The organism is Deltaproteobacteria bacterium IMCC39524, from assembly GCA_029667085.1.
Taxonomy (GTDB): Bacteria; Desulfobacterota; Desulfuromonadia; order Desulfuromonadales; family BM103; genus M0040.
Genome location: JARUHJ010000001.1, coordinates 340,625 through 358,657 on the forward strand (window position 1 = coordinate 340,625; position 18,033 = coordinate 358,657).

11 protein-coding genes are annotated in these 18,033 nt (G+C 50.8%); 3 read left to right on the forward strand and 8 right to left on the reverse strand.

Annotated elements, in window-relative coordinates:
* Positions 1-35: 35 nt before the first annotated feature.
* The 7 genes from P9J64_01570 to P9J64_01600 form a co-directional block, all read right to left on the reverse strand.
* On the reverse strand, positions 36-959 hold the full coding sequence (locus P9J64_01570; GenBank protein ID MDG5467007.1) for a transglutaminase family protein: 924 nt from the start codon (positions 957-959) through the stop codon (positions 36-38).
* Complete coding sequence (locus P9J64_01575; GenBank protein ID MDG5467008.1) at positions 956-3,523, reverse strand: circularly permuted type 2 ATP-grasp protein; 2,568 nt, start codon at positions 3,521-3,523, stop codon at positions 956-958. The genes P9J64_01570 and P9J64_01575 overlap by 4 nt, the downstream gene beginning before the upstream one ends.
* A 51-nt stretch (positions 3,524-3,574) precedes the next feature.
* Positions 3,575-6,901 (reverse strand): transglutaminase family protein, encoded by a 3,327-nt coding sequence (locus P9J64_01580; protein MDG5467009.1) that lies wholly within the window; start codon positions 6,899-6,901, stop codon positions 3,575-3,577.
* A 766-nt stretch (positions 6,902-7,667) separates the two neighbouring features.
* Positions 7,668-9,542, reverse strand: coding sequence for an aspartate ammonia-lyase (locus P9J64_01585; GenBank protein ID MDG5467010.1), 1,875 nt, complete (start codon positions 9,540-9,542; stop codon positions 7,668-7,670).
* Positions 9,543-9,575: 33 nt separating this feature from the next.
* The gene (locus P9J64_01590; protein MDG5467011.1) at positions 9,576-10,883 is read right to left on the reverse strand and encodes an anaerobic C4-dicarboxylate transporter; all 1,308 of its coding nucleotides are present in this window, start codon (positions 10,881-10,883) and stop codon (positions 9,576-9,578) included.
* A 49-nt stretch (positions 10,884-10,932) separates the two neighbouring features.
* On the reverse strand, positions 10,933-11,460 hold the full coding sequence (locus P9J64_01595; protein MDG5467012.1) for a hypothetical protein: 528 nt from the start codon (positions 11,458-11,460) through the stop codon (positions 10,933-10,935).
* 536 nt (positions 11,461-11,996) lie between these two features.
* Positions 11,997-12,158: a hypothetical protein gene (locus P9J64_01600; protein MDG5467013.1), complete on the reverse strand. Its 162-nt coding sequence runs from the start codon at positions 12,156-12,158 to the stop codon at positions 11,997-11,999.
* Between the two features lie 118 nt (positions 12,159-12,276).
* Between P9J64_01600 and P9J64_01605 the strand changes: the two genes are divergently transcribed.
* The 3 genes from P9J64_01605 to P9J64_01615 all read left to right on the forward strand — a co-directional run bounded on the left by P9J64_01605 (position 12,277) and on the right by P9J64_01615 (position 15,091).
* Positions 12,277-13,164, forward strand: coding sequence for a LysR family transcriptional regulator ArgP (locus tag P9J64_01605; GenBank protein ID MDG5467014.1), 888 nt, complete (start codon positions 12,277-12,279; stop codon positions 13,162-13,164).
* 174 nt (positions 13,165-13,338) lie between these two features.
* Entirely contained in the window at positions 13,339-14,346 is a 1,008-nt protein-coding gene (locus P9J64_01610; protein ID MDG5467015.1) for a hypothetical protein, read from the forward strand.
* A 112-nt stretch (positions 14,347-14,458) separates the two neighbouring features.
* Complete coding sequence (locus P9J64_01615) at positions 14,459-15,091, forward strand: MarC family protein (protein ID MDG5467016.1); 633 nt, start codon at positions 14,459-14,461, stop codon at positions 15,089-15,091.
* 311 nt (positions 15,092-15,402) lie between these two features.
* Here P9J64_01615 and ppsA read toward each other — a convergent pair whose 3' ends face one another.
* Positions 15,403-17,799: a phosphoenolpyruvate synthase gene (ppsA, locus tag P9J64_01620; GenBank protein ID MDG5467017.1), complete on the reverse strand. Its 2,397-nt coding sequence runs from the start codon at positions 17,797-17,799 to the stop codon at positions 15,403-15,405.
* Between the last annotated feature and the right edge of the window lie 234 nt (positions 17,800-18,033).

Consider the following 18,033-nt stretch of genomic DNA (forward strand, 5'->3'; position numbering starts at 1 on the left):
TCCCGCTTGAGATCAGGAACAAAATCGATGTGCGGTCAGGCCTTTTGTGACTGACTTTGCGATTGGTCATTGAGGAGGTTATCAGGAATTCTGGCAACGTCCACCGAAACGACCACTTTATGTTTTCCGCCGCCCAGAGCAACTCCCCTTAAGGGGGATACATCTGCAAAATCGCGTCCCCAGGCGACGGTAATATGCTGCTCACCGGGGATCTTATTGTTGGTCGGGTCAAAGTCGATCCAGCTGGCATCCGCAGCGTAAACGGAAAACCAAGCGTGCGAGGCATCAGCGCCAATCAATCGTGCCTGGCCCGGTGGTGGCGCGGTTTCAATGTAACCGCTGACGTAACGAGCCGCCAGGCCGATTGAGCGCAGACAAGCAACGCCAATATGGGCAAAATCCTGACAGACCCCACTACGGGTCACCATGATCTCAGAAAGTGGTGTGTCGATCGTTGTACTCTCCTGGTCGTAGGTGAAATCACTATAAATTCGCTGCATCAGGTCCGCTGCAGCCTCACCGATTGGGCGGCCCTCAGGGAAAGATGTCTTGGCATATGCCTCAAGCGCCTGAGATTTTTGAGCCAAAGGCGAATCATACAGAAAAGGCAAAGCCTCTAGCGTTAGCGGGCTTCTATCGCTGGCCAGGTGTTTTCGTACTGACTCCCAGGACCGTTGATTCGCCGCTACGAAAAGGTTGGGATCTGCAGAGACCGAGACCTCACTGGCCGCCGTTACGTTCAACCCGTCATGGGGGTGTTGGATAGCAAAGTGGCTGACACGATTGCCAAAGGCGTCTATCCGCTCGCGTAGGTCGGAGGGGTAAGGTTCAATCCGCAGCTCACTCGTCAGGCATTTCTGTCTTAAGGTATCACGAGGCAATAAGCAGGCTTCATTGCGACACAGGGCAACCGGTGTGCTGTAGTTGTATTGAGTCGAGTGGGTTACGCGGTATTTCATGACTTTTTCCAGTGCGCAACGGCACCCAGTCGCTGCGGCGCTAGGGTTGGGCTGAAATAAAGTTGCGTCAAGGCCTCAGAAAGTTTTTCAAGCCGCTCTTTTTGTACTGTCAGGAGCTCCTCTAACAACGGATGACAGTTGTCGCTTATTGACAACTGGGCCAGTTGTTTAAGGTCCGCACTGCTGAGCTCTGCACAGGCCTCGCTGATCAGTCGTCCATCTTCTCTTGTCTGTGCTGTTGGCTGATCCTGCGGCAGCTCTGCAATCATTCTCTGCAGTTGATGCAGTTGATAGGCAAGTGCCCTGGGATAGTTTTTATCCGTTAATAACAATTCCAGAATTGACGGAAGTTGTATGAATGAACGGTAACGTCGTCTATAGGTAATAAGGCTGTTGCTGGTAGATAGAACGGTTGCAAACATCTGTGCTTCCATAGAGGGCTTGTAATAAGGAACCAGCGTTGCCCGTAACAGGGCAATCAGATTGAGGGCGCGTTCGAGGCTCCGCCCGATTTTCAGAAGCAACCAATCGGTTTCCCGCGCCATGTTGTCATTATTCAGACCACTGAATGCGGAGAGTTGCAGAAGCAACTGATTGATGCTGTCATGTAAGCGGCCGCTGCCAATGAGGGAGATCGATACTTTTGGGTTCCAGTTCTGCTGAATATTGTCGACAATTCGCCATGCGTCTACGGGGAGGGTGTCCCTGATGATATAGGCAGAATAGCCAAAACTCCGTAACAACGAGCGCAGGCTTCCCGGTCTATCGGTATCGCTGGTCAAAGACATGAGCTCAGCGCGAGGGTCCGCCAGCTTTTCTACGGCACCTTCGCCTATAAATCCAGGATAGGTCGATGTGACACGAGTTAATGCCTGTAATAAATGTTCCAGGCTCAGGCGATCATCAGGGTCACGAAATTCATTGTATTCAATGAGGTTTGTAAGGATCGATCGAAGCAGGAGGGCGGTTGCTTCGGCGCGTTCGGCATAACGACCCGTCCAGAACAGATTCTCAGCGGCACGGCTCGGCAGCGAGCCTAACAAAGGTTCAATGAGACGATCTGGAGGAGCTTGCTGCCAGAGGTTTACCTGCTTGGCCGGTTCCGTGGTCAGAACCCATGTGTCTTTGCTGTACCCGCCTTCCTTCGATGTGAGTAAGCCGCCTTCGTTATCGTTAATTCTGGTCAAGCCCCCGGACATGGCAACATAGGATTGATCCTTTGCTGTCAGGAAGGTGCTTAAAATGAAGGGTCGATGTTCTATCGTGTCGGTCACAAACGTAGGCACGGTTGCCAGGTTGGCAGGTTCCTGACCAACATAAAGATGCGGGTTGGCGAGAATCCTCTCACGGCAGGCACTGAGTTGGGATTCGCTGAGTTGTCCCGGTATCATTTCAGGGAGGCCCGGGAGTGGATGGATTGGTTTTATAACCAGCTTGTTCAGATTCTGCAGCACGAATTCGCGCTCACGCGGTTGTCCACACCACCAGGTGGCAACGGACGGCAGGCGCAATTCTTCGCCCAATAAATGACGTGAAATTCCTGGTAAGAAAGCCATCATAGCCGGGTTCTGCAACACGCTGCTGCCAACAGCATTAGACGTTGTGACGTTGCCACGCCGGACGGCTTCCAGCAGTCCTGGAATGCCAAACAAGGAGGATCCACGAAGCTCGAGGGGATCGCAAAGCGTCTCTTCGAGCCGATTTAGTATGACATCAACCTGGCGCAGCCCGCCGACTGATTTGAGCCAGACACAGCCGTCACGAACAACCAGGTCCCCACCCTGGACCAGGGTATAACCAAGATAGGAAGCGAGATAAGCATGTTCAAAATAAAGGGCATGCTCCGGGCCGGGAGTCAGTACTACGATGCGTGGTTCGGTTTGATTGTTCCTCGCCAGAAGTGTCAGCCTGTTCCGTAAGGCGCGAAAAAACATGGCCAGGCGGTGGACCTGAAAATCCTGATATAGCCTTGGAAAACTACGCGTCATGACGACACGATTTTCTAACGCGTATCCGGAGCCAAAGGGAGGGGTGGAATAATCATCAAGAACCCAGAATCGGCCATCTTTCGCTCTTGCAATATTTGCAGAATAAAAGTTCAGGTGTCTTCCACCTGGAGGCAGAAGCCCAACGCAAGGCCAGAGAAAACCTTTGTGAGTAAAGGCCGCCTCCGGAGGCAGTAAGCCATCTTGAATCAGCTTCCGCGGTCCGTAAATGTCGGCAAGAATCAGGTTGAGCAATTCTGCACGCTGCACCAATCCCTGCTCAACCAGAGACCATTCCTCGCTTTCAATAACCAATGGAATTGGGTCGAACTGCCAGTCACGTGATGTGTCTGCGGGGCCAAAAAGATTATGGGTTGCGCCATTTTCACGTAAAAGCCGTTGAGCTTCTTTGCGGCGTTTTGCCAATCTTTTGTTTCCCAGCTTCTCCAGCGTCTGCAAGAGGATCTTCTCATGCGGGAGGTGTTTCTCACCCCCGACACCAAGTTCATTGTATTTGCCCAACTCTCTCTCATAAGACTGGGGGCCGGATTTTTTGCGCCTATCTGTTTCTATCGTCACGTTTATTGTCTCTCTCAGCCAGATCAAGATCTTCGAGCCAGGTAGAAATTGTTATTTCGGCGCTGCGCAACGCAAATCGAGGGTGTAGGGAAATTCGTTGCTCGGCTCTTCCAAAGGAGGAGCCATCTGCCCCGGAGGATGCCCGTGCGGGAAGAATTCGCCGAGGTTGACAAAGTCTGCCTGCGGCTGAATCGGGCCAGGCGTGTGTTCAGTGACCGTAAACAAAGCCCCCCGTCGCGACTCTGCGGTAATGGCATTGACTGGGAAATCATCATAATTTCGCCCACCAGGATGGGCAACATGATAAGTACAGCCGCCGATAGAGCGTCCCGTCCAGCTGTCAATAACATCAAACACCAGCGGTGAATGCGGCTTGATGGTCGGGTGTAGTGCCGAAGGCGGTTGCCAGGCACGATAGCGGACACCAACGACGAACTCGTCCTTACGGCCGGTCTTGCGTAGAGGCAATCGACGGCCATTGCAGGTAATGACATGACGTCCTTCCGTCAGGCCAGTGGCGTGTACCTGTAACCGTTCCACCGAGGAGTCGACAAAACGTGCTGTTCCCTGGCTGGAGACTTCTTCACCCAAAACATGCCAGGGTTCGATGGCAAAGCGCAATTCCAGCTCAATATCGTCAATTTGCACGGTTCCGTAACGGGGGAAGCGGAACTCAAAGAAGGGGTCGAGCCAGTCGAGCTGGAAGGGGTATCCGGCTTTCTGCAAGTCTGCAACGACCTCTTTCATGTCCTGACGCGCGTAGTATGGCAGCAAGAAACGGTCATGAAGTTCGGTCCCCCAGCGAACCAGGTCCTGCTTGTAGGGCTGTTTCCAGAACCAGGCGAGCAGGGTCCGCAGTAACAGGTTCTGCACCAGGCTCATTCGAGCATGGGGTGGCATCTCGAAGGCTCTCAGCTCAAGTATCCCAAGGCGACCTGTGGCACTGTCGGGTGAGAAGAGCTTATCGATACAAAACTCGGCACGATGAGTATTACCGGTGACATCGATCAACAGGTTTCGCAGCAGGCGATCGACCAGCCAGGGCTCGGCAACTTCTCCGTCTGGCATCTGTTGAAAGGCGATTTCAAGTTCGTAAAGAGAGTCGTTACGGGCCTCATCGATCCGTGGTGCTTGACTGGTCGGGCCGACAAACATTCCGGAAAAGAGGTAGGAGAGTCCGGGGTGGTGCTGCCAATAAGTAATCAGGCTGCGCAATAAGTCGGGCCGCCGCAACATCGGACTGTCGGCAGGCGTTTCTCCGCCCAGGGTAATGTGGTTGCCACCACCGGTGCCCGTGTGACGACCGTCCTGCATGAACTTTTCCGTGCCGAGACGACACTGTCGGGCTTCTTCGTAGAGCCTGGTGGTGTTCTCAACCAGCTCAGGCCAGCTTTTGGCTGGATGGATGTTGACTTCGATGACACCGGGGTCGGGTGTGACGGCCAGGCGCTCCAGCCGGTAATCGCGGGCTGGCTCGTAGCCTTCAATGACCACCGGCAATTTGAGCTCTGCAGCCGTTTTTTCAACCGCGGCAATCAAATGGAGATACTGCTCCAGGGTGCTCAACGGTGGCATGAAAATGTGTAAACGGCCATCCCGAGATTCAACACAAAGCGCGGTGTGTGATACCTCGACCTCAGCGGATGTCTCCTCTTCAGTGCTTGCGCTCTCGACAGCTTTGTCGTGGTAGTCCTCAAGCTCCGGAAGTTCCTCAAACGGGTCTCGCTCATAAAAAGGCTCGCGCTTCTCAGGAGCAACCCAGGGGAGCGAGTCGAGAGGAAGGCGCATCCCCATGGCAGAATCGCCTGGGATCAGAAACATCTGCTCACGTCTGAAATTCCAGGGGCTGCTTTGCCAGGAGTTTATATTCTCGTTCCATTTTAACGGCAAGGCATAGCCGATGGGAGTCCCCAACCCTTTACCCAATGCCTGTGCCAGCGCACGACGAGCGGTAGGGTCTTTGAGGTCGGCTTTGAGTGGGTCAAGGTTGTCCGGAACGGTTCCTTCTTGCCACAGCCAGTAAAGAACATCTTCATAGCCAGGCACCAGATAATCTTTTCTGATGGCCAATTGTTGTGTCAGGTGCTCAGAAAAATTCAGCGCATCGGTGTGGGTGAACTGATAGTCACGATTGATGTCAGCCAGCAGCTCAATGTCACGCCAGATCGGGGTGTTGTCTTTGCGCCAGAAGCAGCTATAGGCCCAACGTGGCATAAGTTCGCCCGGGTACCATTTGCCCTGGCCGTAGTGGAGCAGGCCACCGGGGCCAAAGGCCTCGCGTAAACGAAGCAGCAGGTTGTTGGCCAGTTCTCTTTTATGCGGGCCGTCAGCTTCAGTGTTCCACTCAGCACCTTCCATGTCGTCGATCGAGACAAAGGTCGGTTCTCCGCCCATGGTCAAGCGGACATCAGCAGCCACCAGTTCATGGTCAACTTGCTGACCCAAAGCGTTGGCGGTCTGCCATTGCTCATCGCTGTAGGGTTTGGTGACTCGCGGATCCTCATGGAAACGTGTCACAGTGTTGCTGTGCTCAAACTCCACCTCACAAGCCTCAGTTGCCCCGGTCACTGGAGCCGCGCTTAAGGGATGCGGGGTGCAGGCCAGAGGGATGTGTCCTTCGCCGGCAAGAAGGCCGGATGTTGGGTCAAGACCTATCCAGCCCGCGCCCGGAATATAGACCTCGGCCCATGCATGCAGATCGGTAAAGTCTGTTTCCGGACCGGAGGGCCCGTCCAGCGATTTTTCATCGGCAGAGAGTTGAATCAAATAGCCACTGACAAATCGAGCAGCCAGGCCCCGCAAACGGAGAATCTGCACCAGCAGCCAGGCCGAATCACGGCAGGAACCGAGTGCCAGCTGCAGGGTTTTTTCACAGCTTTGCACGCCAGGCTCCATACGGACGGAATAGTCGACGGTTTTGTTGAGCTGCTGATTAATATCAATCAGGAAGTCGATCGTTCTTTTTTTACTGCAGTCGGAATTGGCCAGCCACTTTTTCAGTAGCGGACCGGGGACGACTTGCTTGAAATATGGAGCGAGTTCCATGAGCTCCAGTTTGCTGTAAGTAAACGGATATTCCTCTGCATATTCTTCGATGAAAAAATCGAAGGGGTTATAGGCGGCCATGTCGGCGATCACTTCAACTTCGATGCTCAATTCGCGAGTTTTCTCGGGGAAAACCAATCGGGCCAGATAGTTGCCGAAAGCATCTTGCTGCCAGTTGATAAAATGATTCTCCGGTTTCACTTTAAGGGAATAGGCATGAATCGGGGTACGGCTGTGAGGCGCAGGTCGCAAGCGTATGACGTGCGGGAAAAGAGAAATTGGACGGTCAAATTTATAGTAAGTGTTGTGATTACAGGCAACGCGTATTGACATAATAATCCTTATTAAAACCCTTGATTGAAAGCAGGCAACAAAAAGATAAGTTTTTAATCGATAGCATTCTTGTTAACGGCTAAATATACCATATCCTCGAAAATTGATAATGGTTATGAATCGCAATAATTTCGAACCATAGCGCATTTGTTCCCCAACGCTTTAGTCTAGCGTTAAGCTGGAGCATCACCAACAATACACAGATGATGTAATTCTTTGAGGTGTGAACGGGAATGCAGATGTTTAGTGTCCAGGTGAGAGGCCCGTCGAAACGTTCGTCCCAGGTCCAGCCCTGAGGTGAAAATCTGGGGCGGGGAGGGGAGGTCGAATTGTGGAAATGAAAAAGCCCCAACCGCTGGTGTCTGGGGAATATCTCGTTGAATGACCGGCTGTCTCCTTTCATTGTTTATTTGAGGCGACAACTATGCTGACACAGGGAGGTGTGGTGTTTTGCGAGTTTACTGATAATTCTGCAATGTAAGAATTACGCATGGGGAAAGTGGAGTTACTAAATAAGTTCTCCCAATGTGGGGAGGCAAGGCCTACTTACCTGAAGGCCTCCATTGAATACGTAACTCTCTTTTCCGTCTCCGGTTCGCGTGCATCGGTTACGAATTTTATTAAGTTGAACCGCACATAGGTTGTGGTCAACTTGGTGGCTCTCTTTAAGTATTGGCCTACAGTGTTGTATATGAGGAGTTGGTATAAATGTGCCTTTCTCCCGCATGACCAATGGTGTTCCTCAATACATTAGCGAGTGAAGCCATTAGTTCTTATTGTCGGGGATTTCCCTGGGGTCCGTCATGTTTTCAGGGCGCAGCATCTCATCGAGTTGTTCTTTAGAGAGCAGGCCTTTCTCTAGAACCAGGGAATAGACGCTGCCGCCTGTTTTGAGAGCCTCCTTGGCAATAGCGGCTGACTGTTCGTAACCGATAACTGGTACCAACGCAGTGACCAGGCCGATACTGTTCTCCACATAGCCACGGCAGATATCGCGGTTGGCCTCAATGCCAACGATACAACGAGAAGCAAGGGTTACACAGGCATTTTTAAGGATCATCATGCCGTGTAGCAGGTCGAAAGCGATGACCGGTTCGGCCATGCAAAGTTCCAGTTCACTGGCTTCGGCTGCCATAGAAACAACGGCATCGTAACCCATGACCTGATAACAAATCTGGCTGACCAACTCAGGAATAACTGGATTGACCTTGCCGGGCATAATCGATGACCCTGGCTGCATTGGTGGAAGGTTGAGCTCGTTGAGCCCACAGCGTGGACCAGATGATAGCCAGCGAAGATCGTTGCAAATCTTGGAAATCTGCACCGCGCTCCTTTTCAGGGTCGCCGACATTTGCACAAAAGTTCCGGCATTCTGGGTTGCTTCGACAAGGTTCTCGGCTCGGCGTAGTTCAAAACCACTGACTTCGGAAAGCTTTTCTGTCACCAGGTTGGCGTACCCGGGCGGACTGTTGATTCCGGTCCCGATGGCTGTTGCCCCCATGTTGATGGCGAGAAATTCGTAAGCAGCTCTTTCTATGGCGCTAATGGCACTGCCGACCATCACAGCGTAAGCACCGAACTCCTGGCCGAGGGTCATCGGAACGGCATCCTGATTCTCGGTCCGACCCATCTTCAAAACATCGCTGAATTCTTCAGCCTTCAACTCCAGGGCTTGACGAAGCTCCTCCATCGCCCTGGCCAGTTCTCGATTTGACAGCAGAACAGCAAGTTTGATCGAGGTTGGATAAGCGTCGTTGGTTGACTGGGAACAGTTGACATGATCATTGGGGTGCAAGTGTTCATATTCTCCCTTGCGATACCCCATGATCTCGAGACCGCGATTAGCGATCACTTCATTGGCGTTCATGTTGGTTGATGTCCCGGCTCCGCCCTGAAACATGTCGACGGTGAAATGCTCCCGTAATTTGCCGTCCAGAAGCTCGTCACATGCACTGCAGATCGCTTGTGCTTTTCCCTCGTCGAGAACTCCCAGTTGCTGATTTGCCAGTGCCGCAGCCTTCTTCGTCATGGCAAGACCTTCAACCAGATGCTCAAAATTACTGACAAAAACACCTGAAATCGCGAAATTCTCCATAGCCCTCTGGGTCTGAACTCCGTAGTAAGCATGGTCTGGAATTTCGCGTTGGCCCAGAGAATCGTGTTCCAGACGATAACCTCCTACCTCACGGGCCTCCTGGTCATCCTGGTAGATCTGATCGGACAGACTGCGCAAACGCCTGTTGATGCCGACCGCGACCCGCGCAACGATCCGGTAGAAGAGGTCAGGTTTCTCTTCTCGGTAAGCATCAAGCTTTTCTTTGGAGATCTGCCAAACGGTTGTCCCGTGGCGGGTAAAGGCTCCTGTGCTATGAGCGTCGTCGCCCAAAAAGGCCCCTTCACTGATCAGCGTTCCTGGAATCAGGGAACCGATGTGTCTGGAGGAGCCGTGCAGGCCCCGAACTAACTCGACATCGCCATCCAGAACGATCCCGGCCCAGGACCTGGGAGTCGACTCTTGAAAGAGCCAGTCATTGGCTTGATATGTTTGCGTTTCACCTTCTTTAAAAAAGATTCGGAGATCTTCTTCACTGATGCCCGTGCCTTTGGCCGCTTGTTTAATGATCTGTTCTTCGAGGATCATGATTATGACTCCTTTATTATCAATTGACTGGTGTTAAAGGATAATCCCACCAAACACAAACCCCAGGATAACTGCAGCAACGATAGTCACTGTGCCGGGGATCAGAAACGGGTGATTGAAAACAAGTTTACCGATCTGCGTCGACCCGGTATCGTCGAACTCAACAGCGGCAATGAGAGTTGGATAAGTCGGCAACACGAAGAGGGCACTAACGGCAGAAAAGGCTGCTATCGCGGCAATAGGAGAGACGCCAAGAGCCATGGCTGCCGGCATCAGAGCCTTGGTGGTAGCTGCCTGAGAATAGAGCAACATAGAAGCGAAGAACAGAACCACGGCCAATGTCCAGGGGTTTGACTCGAGTATTTCTCCGGCAAAGATGTTGATCTCTTCAATGTGGGCCGTGACAAAAGTCGTGCCGAGCCAGGCGACCCCGAGGACACAGATACAGGCGCTCATGCCCGACTTGAAGGTTGCGGCATTAAGGATTCTTTTTGCATCGACCTTGCACAAGAGAGTGATCAGGGACGCTGCAGCCAGCATAAAGGTAACAATCGCATCGTTGCGCGAGAGAATCGGCTCCTTGATCAGGCCGATTGTGTCACTGGTTGCTGTTGCATAAAAAACCACGCAGATAATACTGAGGGCAAAAATCAACACCGACCTTTTTGCTTCCGTGGGAATCTCCTGTTGATTGTCCTCTTCCACGTCTATATTGACCTGTCCTTTCGCCAGACGTTCCTGGTAGATGGGGTCATCTTTAAGATCCTTACCCATGAAGTTGGCAACAACCGCTCCAATCATGACCGCCAGGAAGCTGCTGGGAATCGAAATCATCAGTAACTCGACATAGTCGACACCAAATTTTTCCAACTCACTGGAGAAAAACACCACGGCTGCAGATATCGGGGATGCGGTAATGGCGATCTGAGAAGCGACAGTGGCAATCGAAAGAGGGCGTGAAGGTCTGATCCCCTCACGTTTAGCGACTTCAGCGATGACCGGTAACGTTGAAAAGGCAGTGTGACCAGTGCCCGCAAAAATAGTCATCCAGTAAGTGACGACCGGGGCCAGGAAGGTGATATATTTCGGTTTGCTTTTCAAAATAGTTGCGGCAATGTGTACGAGGTAATCAAGCCCCCCTGCTTCCTGCATAGCAGCGATCGCAGCGATGACCCCCATGATGATGAGGATGACATCCACCGGGATCGCCCCCGGCTCAAGGCCGAAGCCGAAAGCGAGGACCAGAACACCAAATCCGCCGGCAAAACCGATACCGATGCTCCCCATCCGGGCACCGAGCCAGATAAAAAACAGCACGACCAGTAACTCAACGATCCACATACAATGTCTCCTTTTGTACGAATAAATCAGCTGAACACAAGCGCTGTCATCAAGGAATCACGTAACTGCCACTCAAGTCCAAAGTCTGACCAGTTATCGTTGTTTTTCTGCCGTTTTCATTTAATTGAGTGGAGACGGATGACCAACTGTAGGAAAGTTCTCCACTGATTCCTTCCAGTTTATTGCTGCCACCAAGGATGGTTCCGGTGACTCGTTTGTCTGTCTGTATTGCACTACTTTGCAGTGAGAGATAGATCTCCGCCCCATCAAGGTCCTTCCAGACACAACGGGCAGTGGCGCCGGTCGCAGAGTCTGATAGACCGATACATTCAGCCCAGTAATCATTTTTTTTGCCGAGACGTGACTCAAGATTTACATGACCGGAAAACTTGAAGGTGTAAATCTGTATGTCGCTGTTGGAGATAAAAACCTCTTTGACGCCATTAGCAATCCATCTTCCACTAAATTCACCAGCTTCTGCTGCATACCCGACAGTTTGAAAACCAAAGACAAGGAAAAGAACGACGAAGCTGATTACCCTGGAATGCCAACTCAACGATAGACTGTAGTTGCCCATCCTTATTCCTCCTTAAAGTGAGCTTATTGCTCTGACGGAATTTTAGAGTTAGTTCAGATTTGAGAATGTTAACTATTTGTCGAGAGTATACAAGGGTTCTGAATGATGTCTATTGACCCGTTGGCGATAAAAAAAGGGGGGGTAACCAGAGAAGATGGGGCAGGGTTGGGGAGAAGATACTTGCAAAGGTTTAAGGTGCAGACGCTCATTGACTCGAATCAAGTCATGCGGATTATTATTTATCCCCTCGCTTTGTTAGGAGGGTGTGGAATTTGCTGAAAAAAATAGATGGTCGTGCATTGTCATAAAAAAAACCCCACAGCCAGGAGGGTGGCTGCGGGGTAACGGGTTATTATGGGTTTTTTTAGGAGGTAGAACATGAAGAAAAGTGTTCTGGTTGAAATATTACTCTTTTGGTCAGGTATGTCAACAAGAAAAACAAAATGAAATTACCATCAAGGATCGAACCCTGGTGGCCTTTTTCATTAAGGACATTCATAAGGTCGCCAATTAAAATCTAACGGACTTAATAAGGCTTATCCTTTAACTCCCCATCGCGCAATCAACTCAAACTTTTCTGAATCATCAAGCCATTCGGCGTTAATCATGTGTCTACCGCTTTTCCATGGCTGCAAATTAACCGCTCCTAGGGCAATCAAAAGTACAAACAAACAGAAAACAAGAATAAGTAAGACCATGATTGACTCCTGGTGGTTAGGCTTTTAATTACTTCCCGTAAGTCGCAATCTATTAACAAAGACAATAAAAGTATAATTAATTGTTTTTCTTGTGCATTAATTATGCTAATGATGTGCCATGATTGATTACAAACTATTAGAAGCCTTAGCAATGGTTGTTCAGGAAGGTGGCTTTGAAAAAGCAGCGACCTTGATGAACCTGACCCAGTCTGCGGTATCTCAAAGGGTCAGGCTTCTAGAAGAGCGTGCGGGCAAAATTCTTCTCTCTAGAACATCTCCACCCCAGCCTACAGAAGCCGGGCAAAAGCTCATCAAGCACTATTTGCAGGTAAGGTTGCTCGAGGATAGCCTCGAAGAGGGGATAAGTGACTCTGATGATTCCACCCCTGTCAGATTGTCGTTGGGAATTAACGCCGACAGCCTGTCCAGTTGGTTTTTGCCTGCCATAGGAGACCTTTTAGAGGATGGCAAGATTCTGATTGATATGCATGTTGATGATCAGGAACAAACCCACAAATTACTTAGAGGCGGAGTCGTTGTCGGCTGCATTAGTGACTTAGCCTCTCCAATGCAAGGGTGCAAGGTGGATTTTTTAGGGGCGATGAAATATCGCCTCCTGGCTCGTCCGGAATTTATTGCGAAATGGTTCCCGGAGGGGTTGACAGCTTCTGCCGCTGAGAATGCTCCGGCGGTAATGTTTACTCGCAAAGACATGCTTCACTATAAAATCCTACAACGAGTGCTTGGCGAAGCTATTAAAGTTAAAGCGATTCATTACGTTCCTTCAAATGATCAATTCATGAAGATGATTAGTTCAGGTTACGCTTACGGCATGGTTCCTGATTGGCAAAGTAAAGTCTTGCGATCAAAAGGCGAGGTTGTCGAGGTTCATGGAAGAGCGCATGATTCTGTAAAACACTATTGGCATTGCTGGAACATCGATTCCATGCCCTTGAAGACACTATCAAAGCGGCTTGTGAATAAAGCAAAAATCTTGCTCTCCTGAGTTTAAGCGTACTTGACAAGTTTCAAATATAGGTAAGAGTTTTCTTTGGCTGTAGATACTTACGTTTACAAAGGATTGTTGAAAAGAAACTTCTGTTGAGTGTTTCTAAGGGATTAGAACCCAGGCTAAAAACATAAATAATTCCAAGTTCTTTTAATCTTGAGGTGGGCTAATATGGCATTTTTATCTTGTCGCTTTTCCCTACAGCAAAGTTTCTTACTTTTTCTGATTAGCTGTATCTTTGGGTGCGCATCTGGAGGCATCCAGAGCCCAACGGGTGACCCGCTGCCAGATGTGCTTGCGGCGCTTAAAAGTGGCCAGATAAGATTGTCTTGTGATGCAGCTTGTGCCGTCTCATGGAGAACAACACGACATCAGGTCAAAGCTTTACATGACAATGAACTTTGGAATCATTTGGCAATAGAAGTATCGAGGGTTGGCTATAAGGTAGATTTAGCCTATTACTACTTAGGGCGTGCCGCCGAGGGATTGGGGTTCTACGACTCAGCCAGCATTTATTATAATCTGGCTTTGGCTGATATATATGAGTGCGATGGAATCATTAATAACTGTGATGGTTTTGTTTTTCCCCGTGATGCAAGAAGCAGGTTAGAGCATGTTGAAGCGTTAGAATATTCAAAAAAGTTGGCCAACAAACAAAAGTTAGCTAATGAAGAGAGATACGAAATAAAAGATAAAAAAATAGCTGAATCTAAATTGAAAGAAGAACAGGAACTTTATAAAAAAGTTAGAAAAATACCAGCCCGTTACGTTGAAGAGAATAGAGATGGTTATAAAAAATTATCGGAAATGAATCCTGACAAAGAAACCTACAGGAAGAAATATAAATACTATAGCGAGTTAGCGGAGAGTAGGGGCAAAAAGAAAAGCACTAAGATCGTTTCAAGTTCTTCATATAATGTAGATGAAAAACCAAGCAGTGGAGATAAAGGAACTTTAGACGAATTGGAAGCAATGGGGGCTTTTACCAAAGATTCTAAAACGAGTTCAATCTCTGTAGAAACTGGCTTCTGGAATACATTGGATTATCAACAAAAGAACGCGTTTTGCTACAAGGTTCAGAAGACATATCCAGAATACGCCAATTCAATTTTAGATAAATATTCTGGGAGAAAGCTTGCGGAATCAAACATACACGGGGAAATCAGTGCAATTAGATAGATGCCTCTCTTATTTATGTAAGTGTCTAAGGATTGTTGGTTAGGTGAGGTGTTTTCGCAAGGCTGCGGCACTGTTGTTTAACCCAAAATAACCACTTCTTACGGAGGTCTCTATGCTTACCCATGCAGCGCTGGCGAGTTTCGCAGCAGCCCTCTTCTCCATGATGAACCCACTAGGCAATATTGGCGTCTTTGCTGGCATGACAGCAGGTCGGACGGATTCTGAAAATAAGCGAACTGCTTGGGCGTGTGCTATGGCCGTCGCGATTACCTTGCTAATTGTGACTTGGGGTGGCCCAATGCTGTTTAAATTCTTTGGTGTCACCGTCGATTCGCTCCGCTCTGCCGGAGGCTTGATTGTACTCATCATTGGCCTGCATATGCTTTTTAATAAATCAGAACACAAGCAATCGGATGAAGAGCTTGAGGAATCCGAATCTCAAGAATCGATTGCGGTCGTGCCACTCGCAATCCCGATGGTTGCCGGACCAGGCACAATGGCAACCGTTCTTGTCGCAGCCCAGCAAAACCAGGCTGTACTAGGTAAACTTGAGGTTTCGGCTGTAATCATATTCTTTTCCGTGTTGTGTGGGATTTTGTTCAGCTTCGCTACGCCTGTTTCGAGGCGATTGGGCGCGTCCGGAATGGGCGTTGTTACGAGAGTCATGGGGCTGGTTCTTGCCGCAATCGCTATGGGGATGTTGACTGAAGGGCTCAAGGCCCTATTGCCAGGACTGGCCAGTTAACATTGTGAATCACCTAATTAATTCATAGGTAGCTATTCTTCCCTGTCTCTATATTCGTGTGTAATTGGTTGAGATGTTGGAATTGAGCATCAAGCTTAATTTTTCTCATAACTCAGGGTTTGTAAGAAGTTTGTATTTCTGCCACACCGAGCACCAACAATACAAGACAGGTGAATAAATAAGTAGCTTCCTTTTCTACAAATCAGAAGTTCGCGAGATCGAACCTTCAGCGGCGCCATACAATTAAAAATCCAGAACTGTATTGTTGCTTGGGCTTACTCTTGTGCACTCTTCAGAGTGATAATTCTGCTTTAGTTTGCTGCCAGTCGCTCTTCCTCCTTGGCCAGTCGACGTATTACACCGATCACGCTGTCTGGGTTAAGTGAGATAGAATCAATACCATTTTCTACCAGAAATGCCGCGAAATCAGGGAAGTCGCTCGGCGCCTGGCCACAGATGCCGATCTTGGTGCCGGTCTGCTTGGCGCTACAGATCGCCTGGCTGATCAATGCCTTAATCGCCGGATCGCGTTCGTCGAACAGCTCTTTGAGAATTTCCGAATCTCGGTCGACGCCGAGCGTGAGTTGGGTCAGATCGTTGGAGCCGATTGAGAAGCCGTCGAAACGGGCAGCGAATTGCTCAGCGAGAATCACGTTTGAAGGGAGCTCGACCATGACGTAGATTTCCAACCCCTTCTCACCACGCACCAAGCCGTTCGTTGCCATCTCCTCGAGGACCTTGTCCGCCTCGTCCAGGGTGCGGCAGAAGGGAATCATTACGATCACGTTGCCCAGCCCGATGTTTTCTCGGACCCGCTTGATGGCGGCACATTCCAGGGCGAAGCCTGCGCGGTAGCGGTCGCTATAGTAGCGCGAAGCGCCACGGAAGCCAAGCATCGGGTTCTCCTCGGCAAACTCGAACTGGCGACCGCCGATCAGCTCGGCGTACTCGTTGGTCTTGAAGTCGCTCATACGTACGATGACAGGCTCCGGATACTGGCTGGCGGCGATCACCGCGAGCCCTTGGGCGAGTTGGTCGACGAAGTACTCAGTCTTGTCGGTATAGCCGCGTGTCAGTGCGCGGATTTGCTTCCTGGCGACCTTGTCCTCGAGCTGGTCGTACTCTACCAGCGCCATGGGATGGGCCTTGATGATGTTGTTAATGATGAATTCCATCCGCGCCAAGCCGACCCCGCGACAGGGCAGCCGCCACCAGCGGAAGGCTGCTGACGGTGTGGCGAGGTTGAGCATAATTCGGGTGCGGATAGTCGGCAGTTCATCGAGGTGGATCTCCTCTTCAGCAAATTTGAGCCGGCCTGCGTAGATCTTGCCTTGGTCGCCTTCTGCGCAGGAAAGGGTCACCTCCTGTCCGTTCTTGAGTTCGGCGGTGCAGTGGCTGGTTCCGACCACTGCAGCAATGCCAAGCTCACGGCTGACGATTGCAGCATGCGAGGTGCGACCACCGTGGTCTGTGATGATGCCGGAAGCCTTCTTCATGATCGGCACCCAGTCGGGGTCGGTTATGCTCGTGACCAGGATGCTGCCTTCATTGAAACGATCTATCTCGTTGCTGCTTTTGATCACCTGAACAGGGCCTGAGGTGATTGCCTCGCCGATGGCAAGGCCGGTGAGCAGCAACCGGCCAGATTCGCAAAGATGGTAGTTGTGCAGAACTCCGGCCTTGCCGCGGGTCTGGACCGTCTCCGGACGGGCCTGAACTATGAACAGCTTTCCGCTGTTTCCGTCCTTGGCCCACTCGATGTCCATCGGTTGACCGTAGTGTTTTTCGATGGCCGTTGCCCAGCGTGCGAGCTGCAGGATTTCGGCATCCTCCAGCACAAAGGCGTGACGCTCATTTGCGGCGGTATCAAGGTTGCGAGTTGAGTGGCCGGTTGCGCGGGAGTAAACCAGCTTCTTCTCCTTGTTGCCTAGTTTCTTACGCAATATCGGTGTCAAATCCGGCCAGGCAAGAAGTGGTTTGAACACCAGGTAGTTGTCCGGGTTAACGGTGCCCTGTACGACATTTTCGCCCAGTCCCCAGGCAGCATCGATTACCACCACGCCGGGGAAGCCGGTCTCGGTGTCCAACGTGAACATCACCCCGGCCCCCGCCAGATCGCTGCGCACCATGGCCTGCACGCCGATTGACAGCGCTACCTGCAGGTGATCGAAGCCGTGGATGTCCCGGTAGCTGATCGCCCTGTCGGTGAAAAGCGAAGCGTAGCACTTGCGGCAGGCTTCGAGCAGTTCGGTTTCGCCGGAGATGTTGAGGAAGGTCTCCTGTTGGCCGGCAAAGCTTGCCTCAGGAAGGTCCTCAGCCGTGGCACTGCTGCGAACCGCCACATCGATCTCTTCACGTTCGTTTCGGCGGCTAAGCTCTCGATAAGCCGTGATGATCTCCGTGGCAAGTTGCTCGGGCCAAGTGCTGCGGAGGATCAGGCGACGGATAGCTTCGCCGATCTGCGACAGCGATTGCTTGCGCTCGCGGTAAGCGGCAAGGGCAACGCCGATCGGATCTTCTAGCCGGTTGGTTGTCAGGAACTGCCGGTAGGCGTCTGCCGTGGTTGCGAAACCGGCCGGTACATGGATACCGCTCTCCTTGAGTGCTGCCGTCAACTCACCAAGAGAGGCATTCTTGCCACCTACCACTGACACATCACTCCGATCCAGCTCTTCGTACCAGCGGATCAGGTTCTTGTTGGTCGTCATGAGGTCCTCTCGAATCAGGGTGGTTACAAACAAAAAATAAATTTTGTCTCGTGTATACATTTCTATCAACTGCACTTGGGAAGTCAACTGTCGCCGGTCTTCGCAAGGGGACGCTTTCCATCTGTTTGTCAGGGGAAGTCAGTGTGAAAAACGAGAGTAGCCTTTTGCCTGTTTTCCGGTGTCCCTAGTAGACCAACTACAAAACAAGCTGGTTCCTTTGGATGCCAGCACATT

Bases quoted from the DNA above. Each gene is read 5' to 3' on its own strand.
- P9J64_01590 (MDG5467011.1), bottom strand. From the start codon at position 10,883: ATGTGGATCGTTGAGTTACTGGTCGTGCTGTTTTTTATCTGGCTCGGT.
- P9J64_01585 (MDG5467010.1), bottom strand. From the start codon at position 9,542: ATGATCCTCGAAGAACAGATCATTAAACAAGCGGCCAAAGGCACGGGC.
- P9J64_01610 (MDG5467015.1), top strand. From the start codon at position 13,339: ATGGCATTTTTATCTTGTCGCTTTTCCCTACAGCAAAGTTTCTTACTT.
- P9J64_01595 (MDG5467012.1), bottom strand. From the start codon at position 11,460: ATGGGCAACTACAGTCTATCGTTGAGTTGGCATTCCAGGGTAATCAGC.
- P9J64_01615 (MDG5467016.1), top strand. From the start codon at position 14,459: ATGCTTACCCATGCAGCGCTGGCGAGTTTCGCAGCAGCCCTCTTCTCC.
- P9J64_01605 (MDG5467014.1), top strand. From the start codon at position 12,277: ATGATTGATTACAAACTATTAGAAGCCTTAGCAATGGTTGTTCAGGAA.
- P9J64_01570 (MDG5467007.1), bottom strand. From the start codon at position 959: ATGAAATACCGCGTAACCCACTCGACTCAATACAACTACAGCACACCG.
- ppsA (MDG5467017.1), bottom strand. From the start codon at position 17,799: ATGACGACCAACAAGAACCTGATCCGCTGGTACGAAGAGCTGGATCGG.
- P9J64_01600 (MDG5467013.1), bottom strand. From the start codon at position 12,158: ATGGTCTTACTTATTCTTGTTTTCTGTTTGTTTGTACTTTTGATTGCC.
- P9J64_01580 (MDG5467009.1), bottom strand. From the start codon at position 6,901: ATGTCAATACGCGTTGCCTGTAATCACAACACTTACTATAAATTTGAC.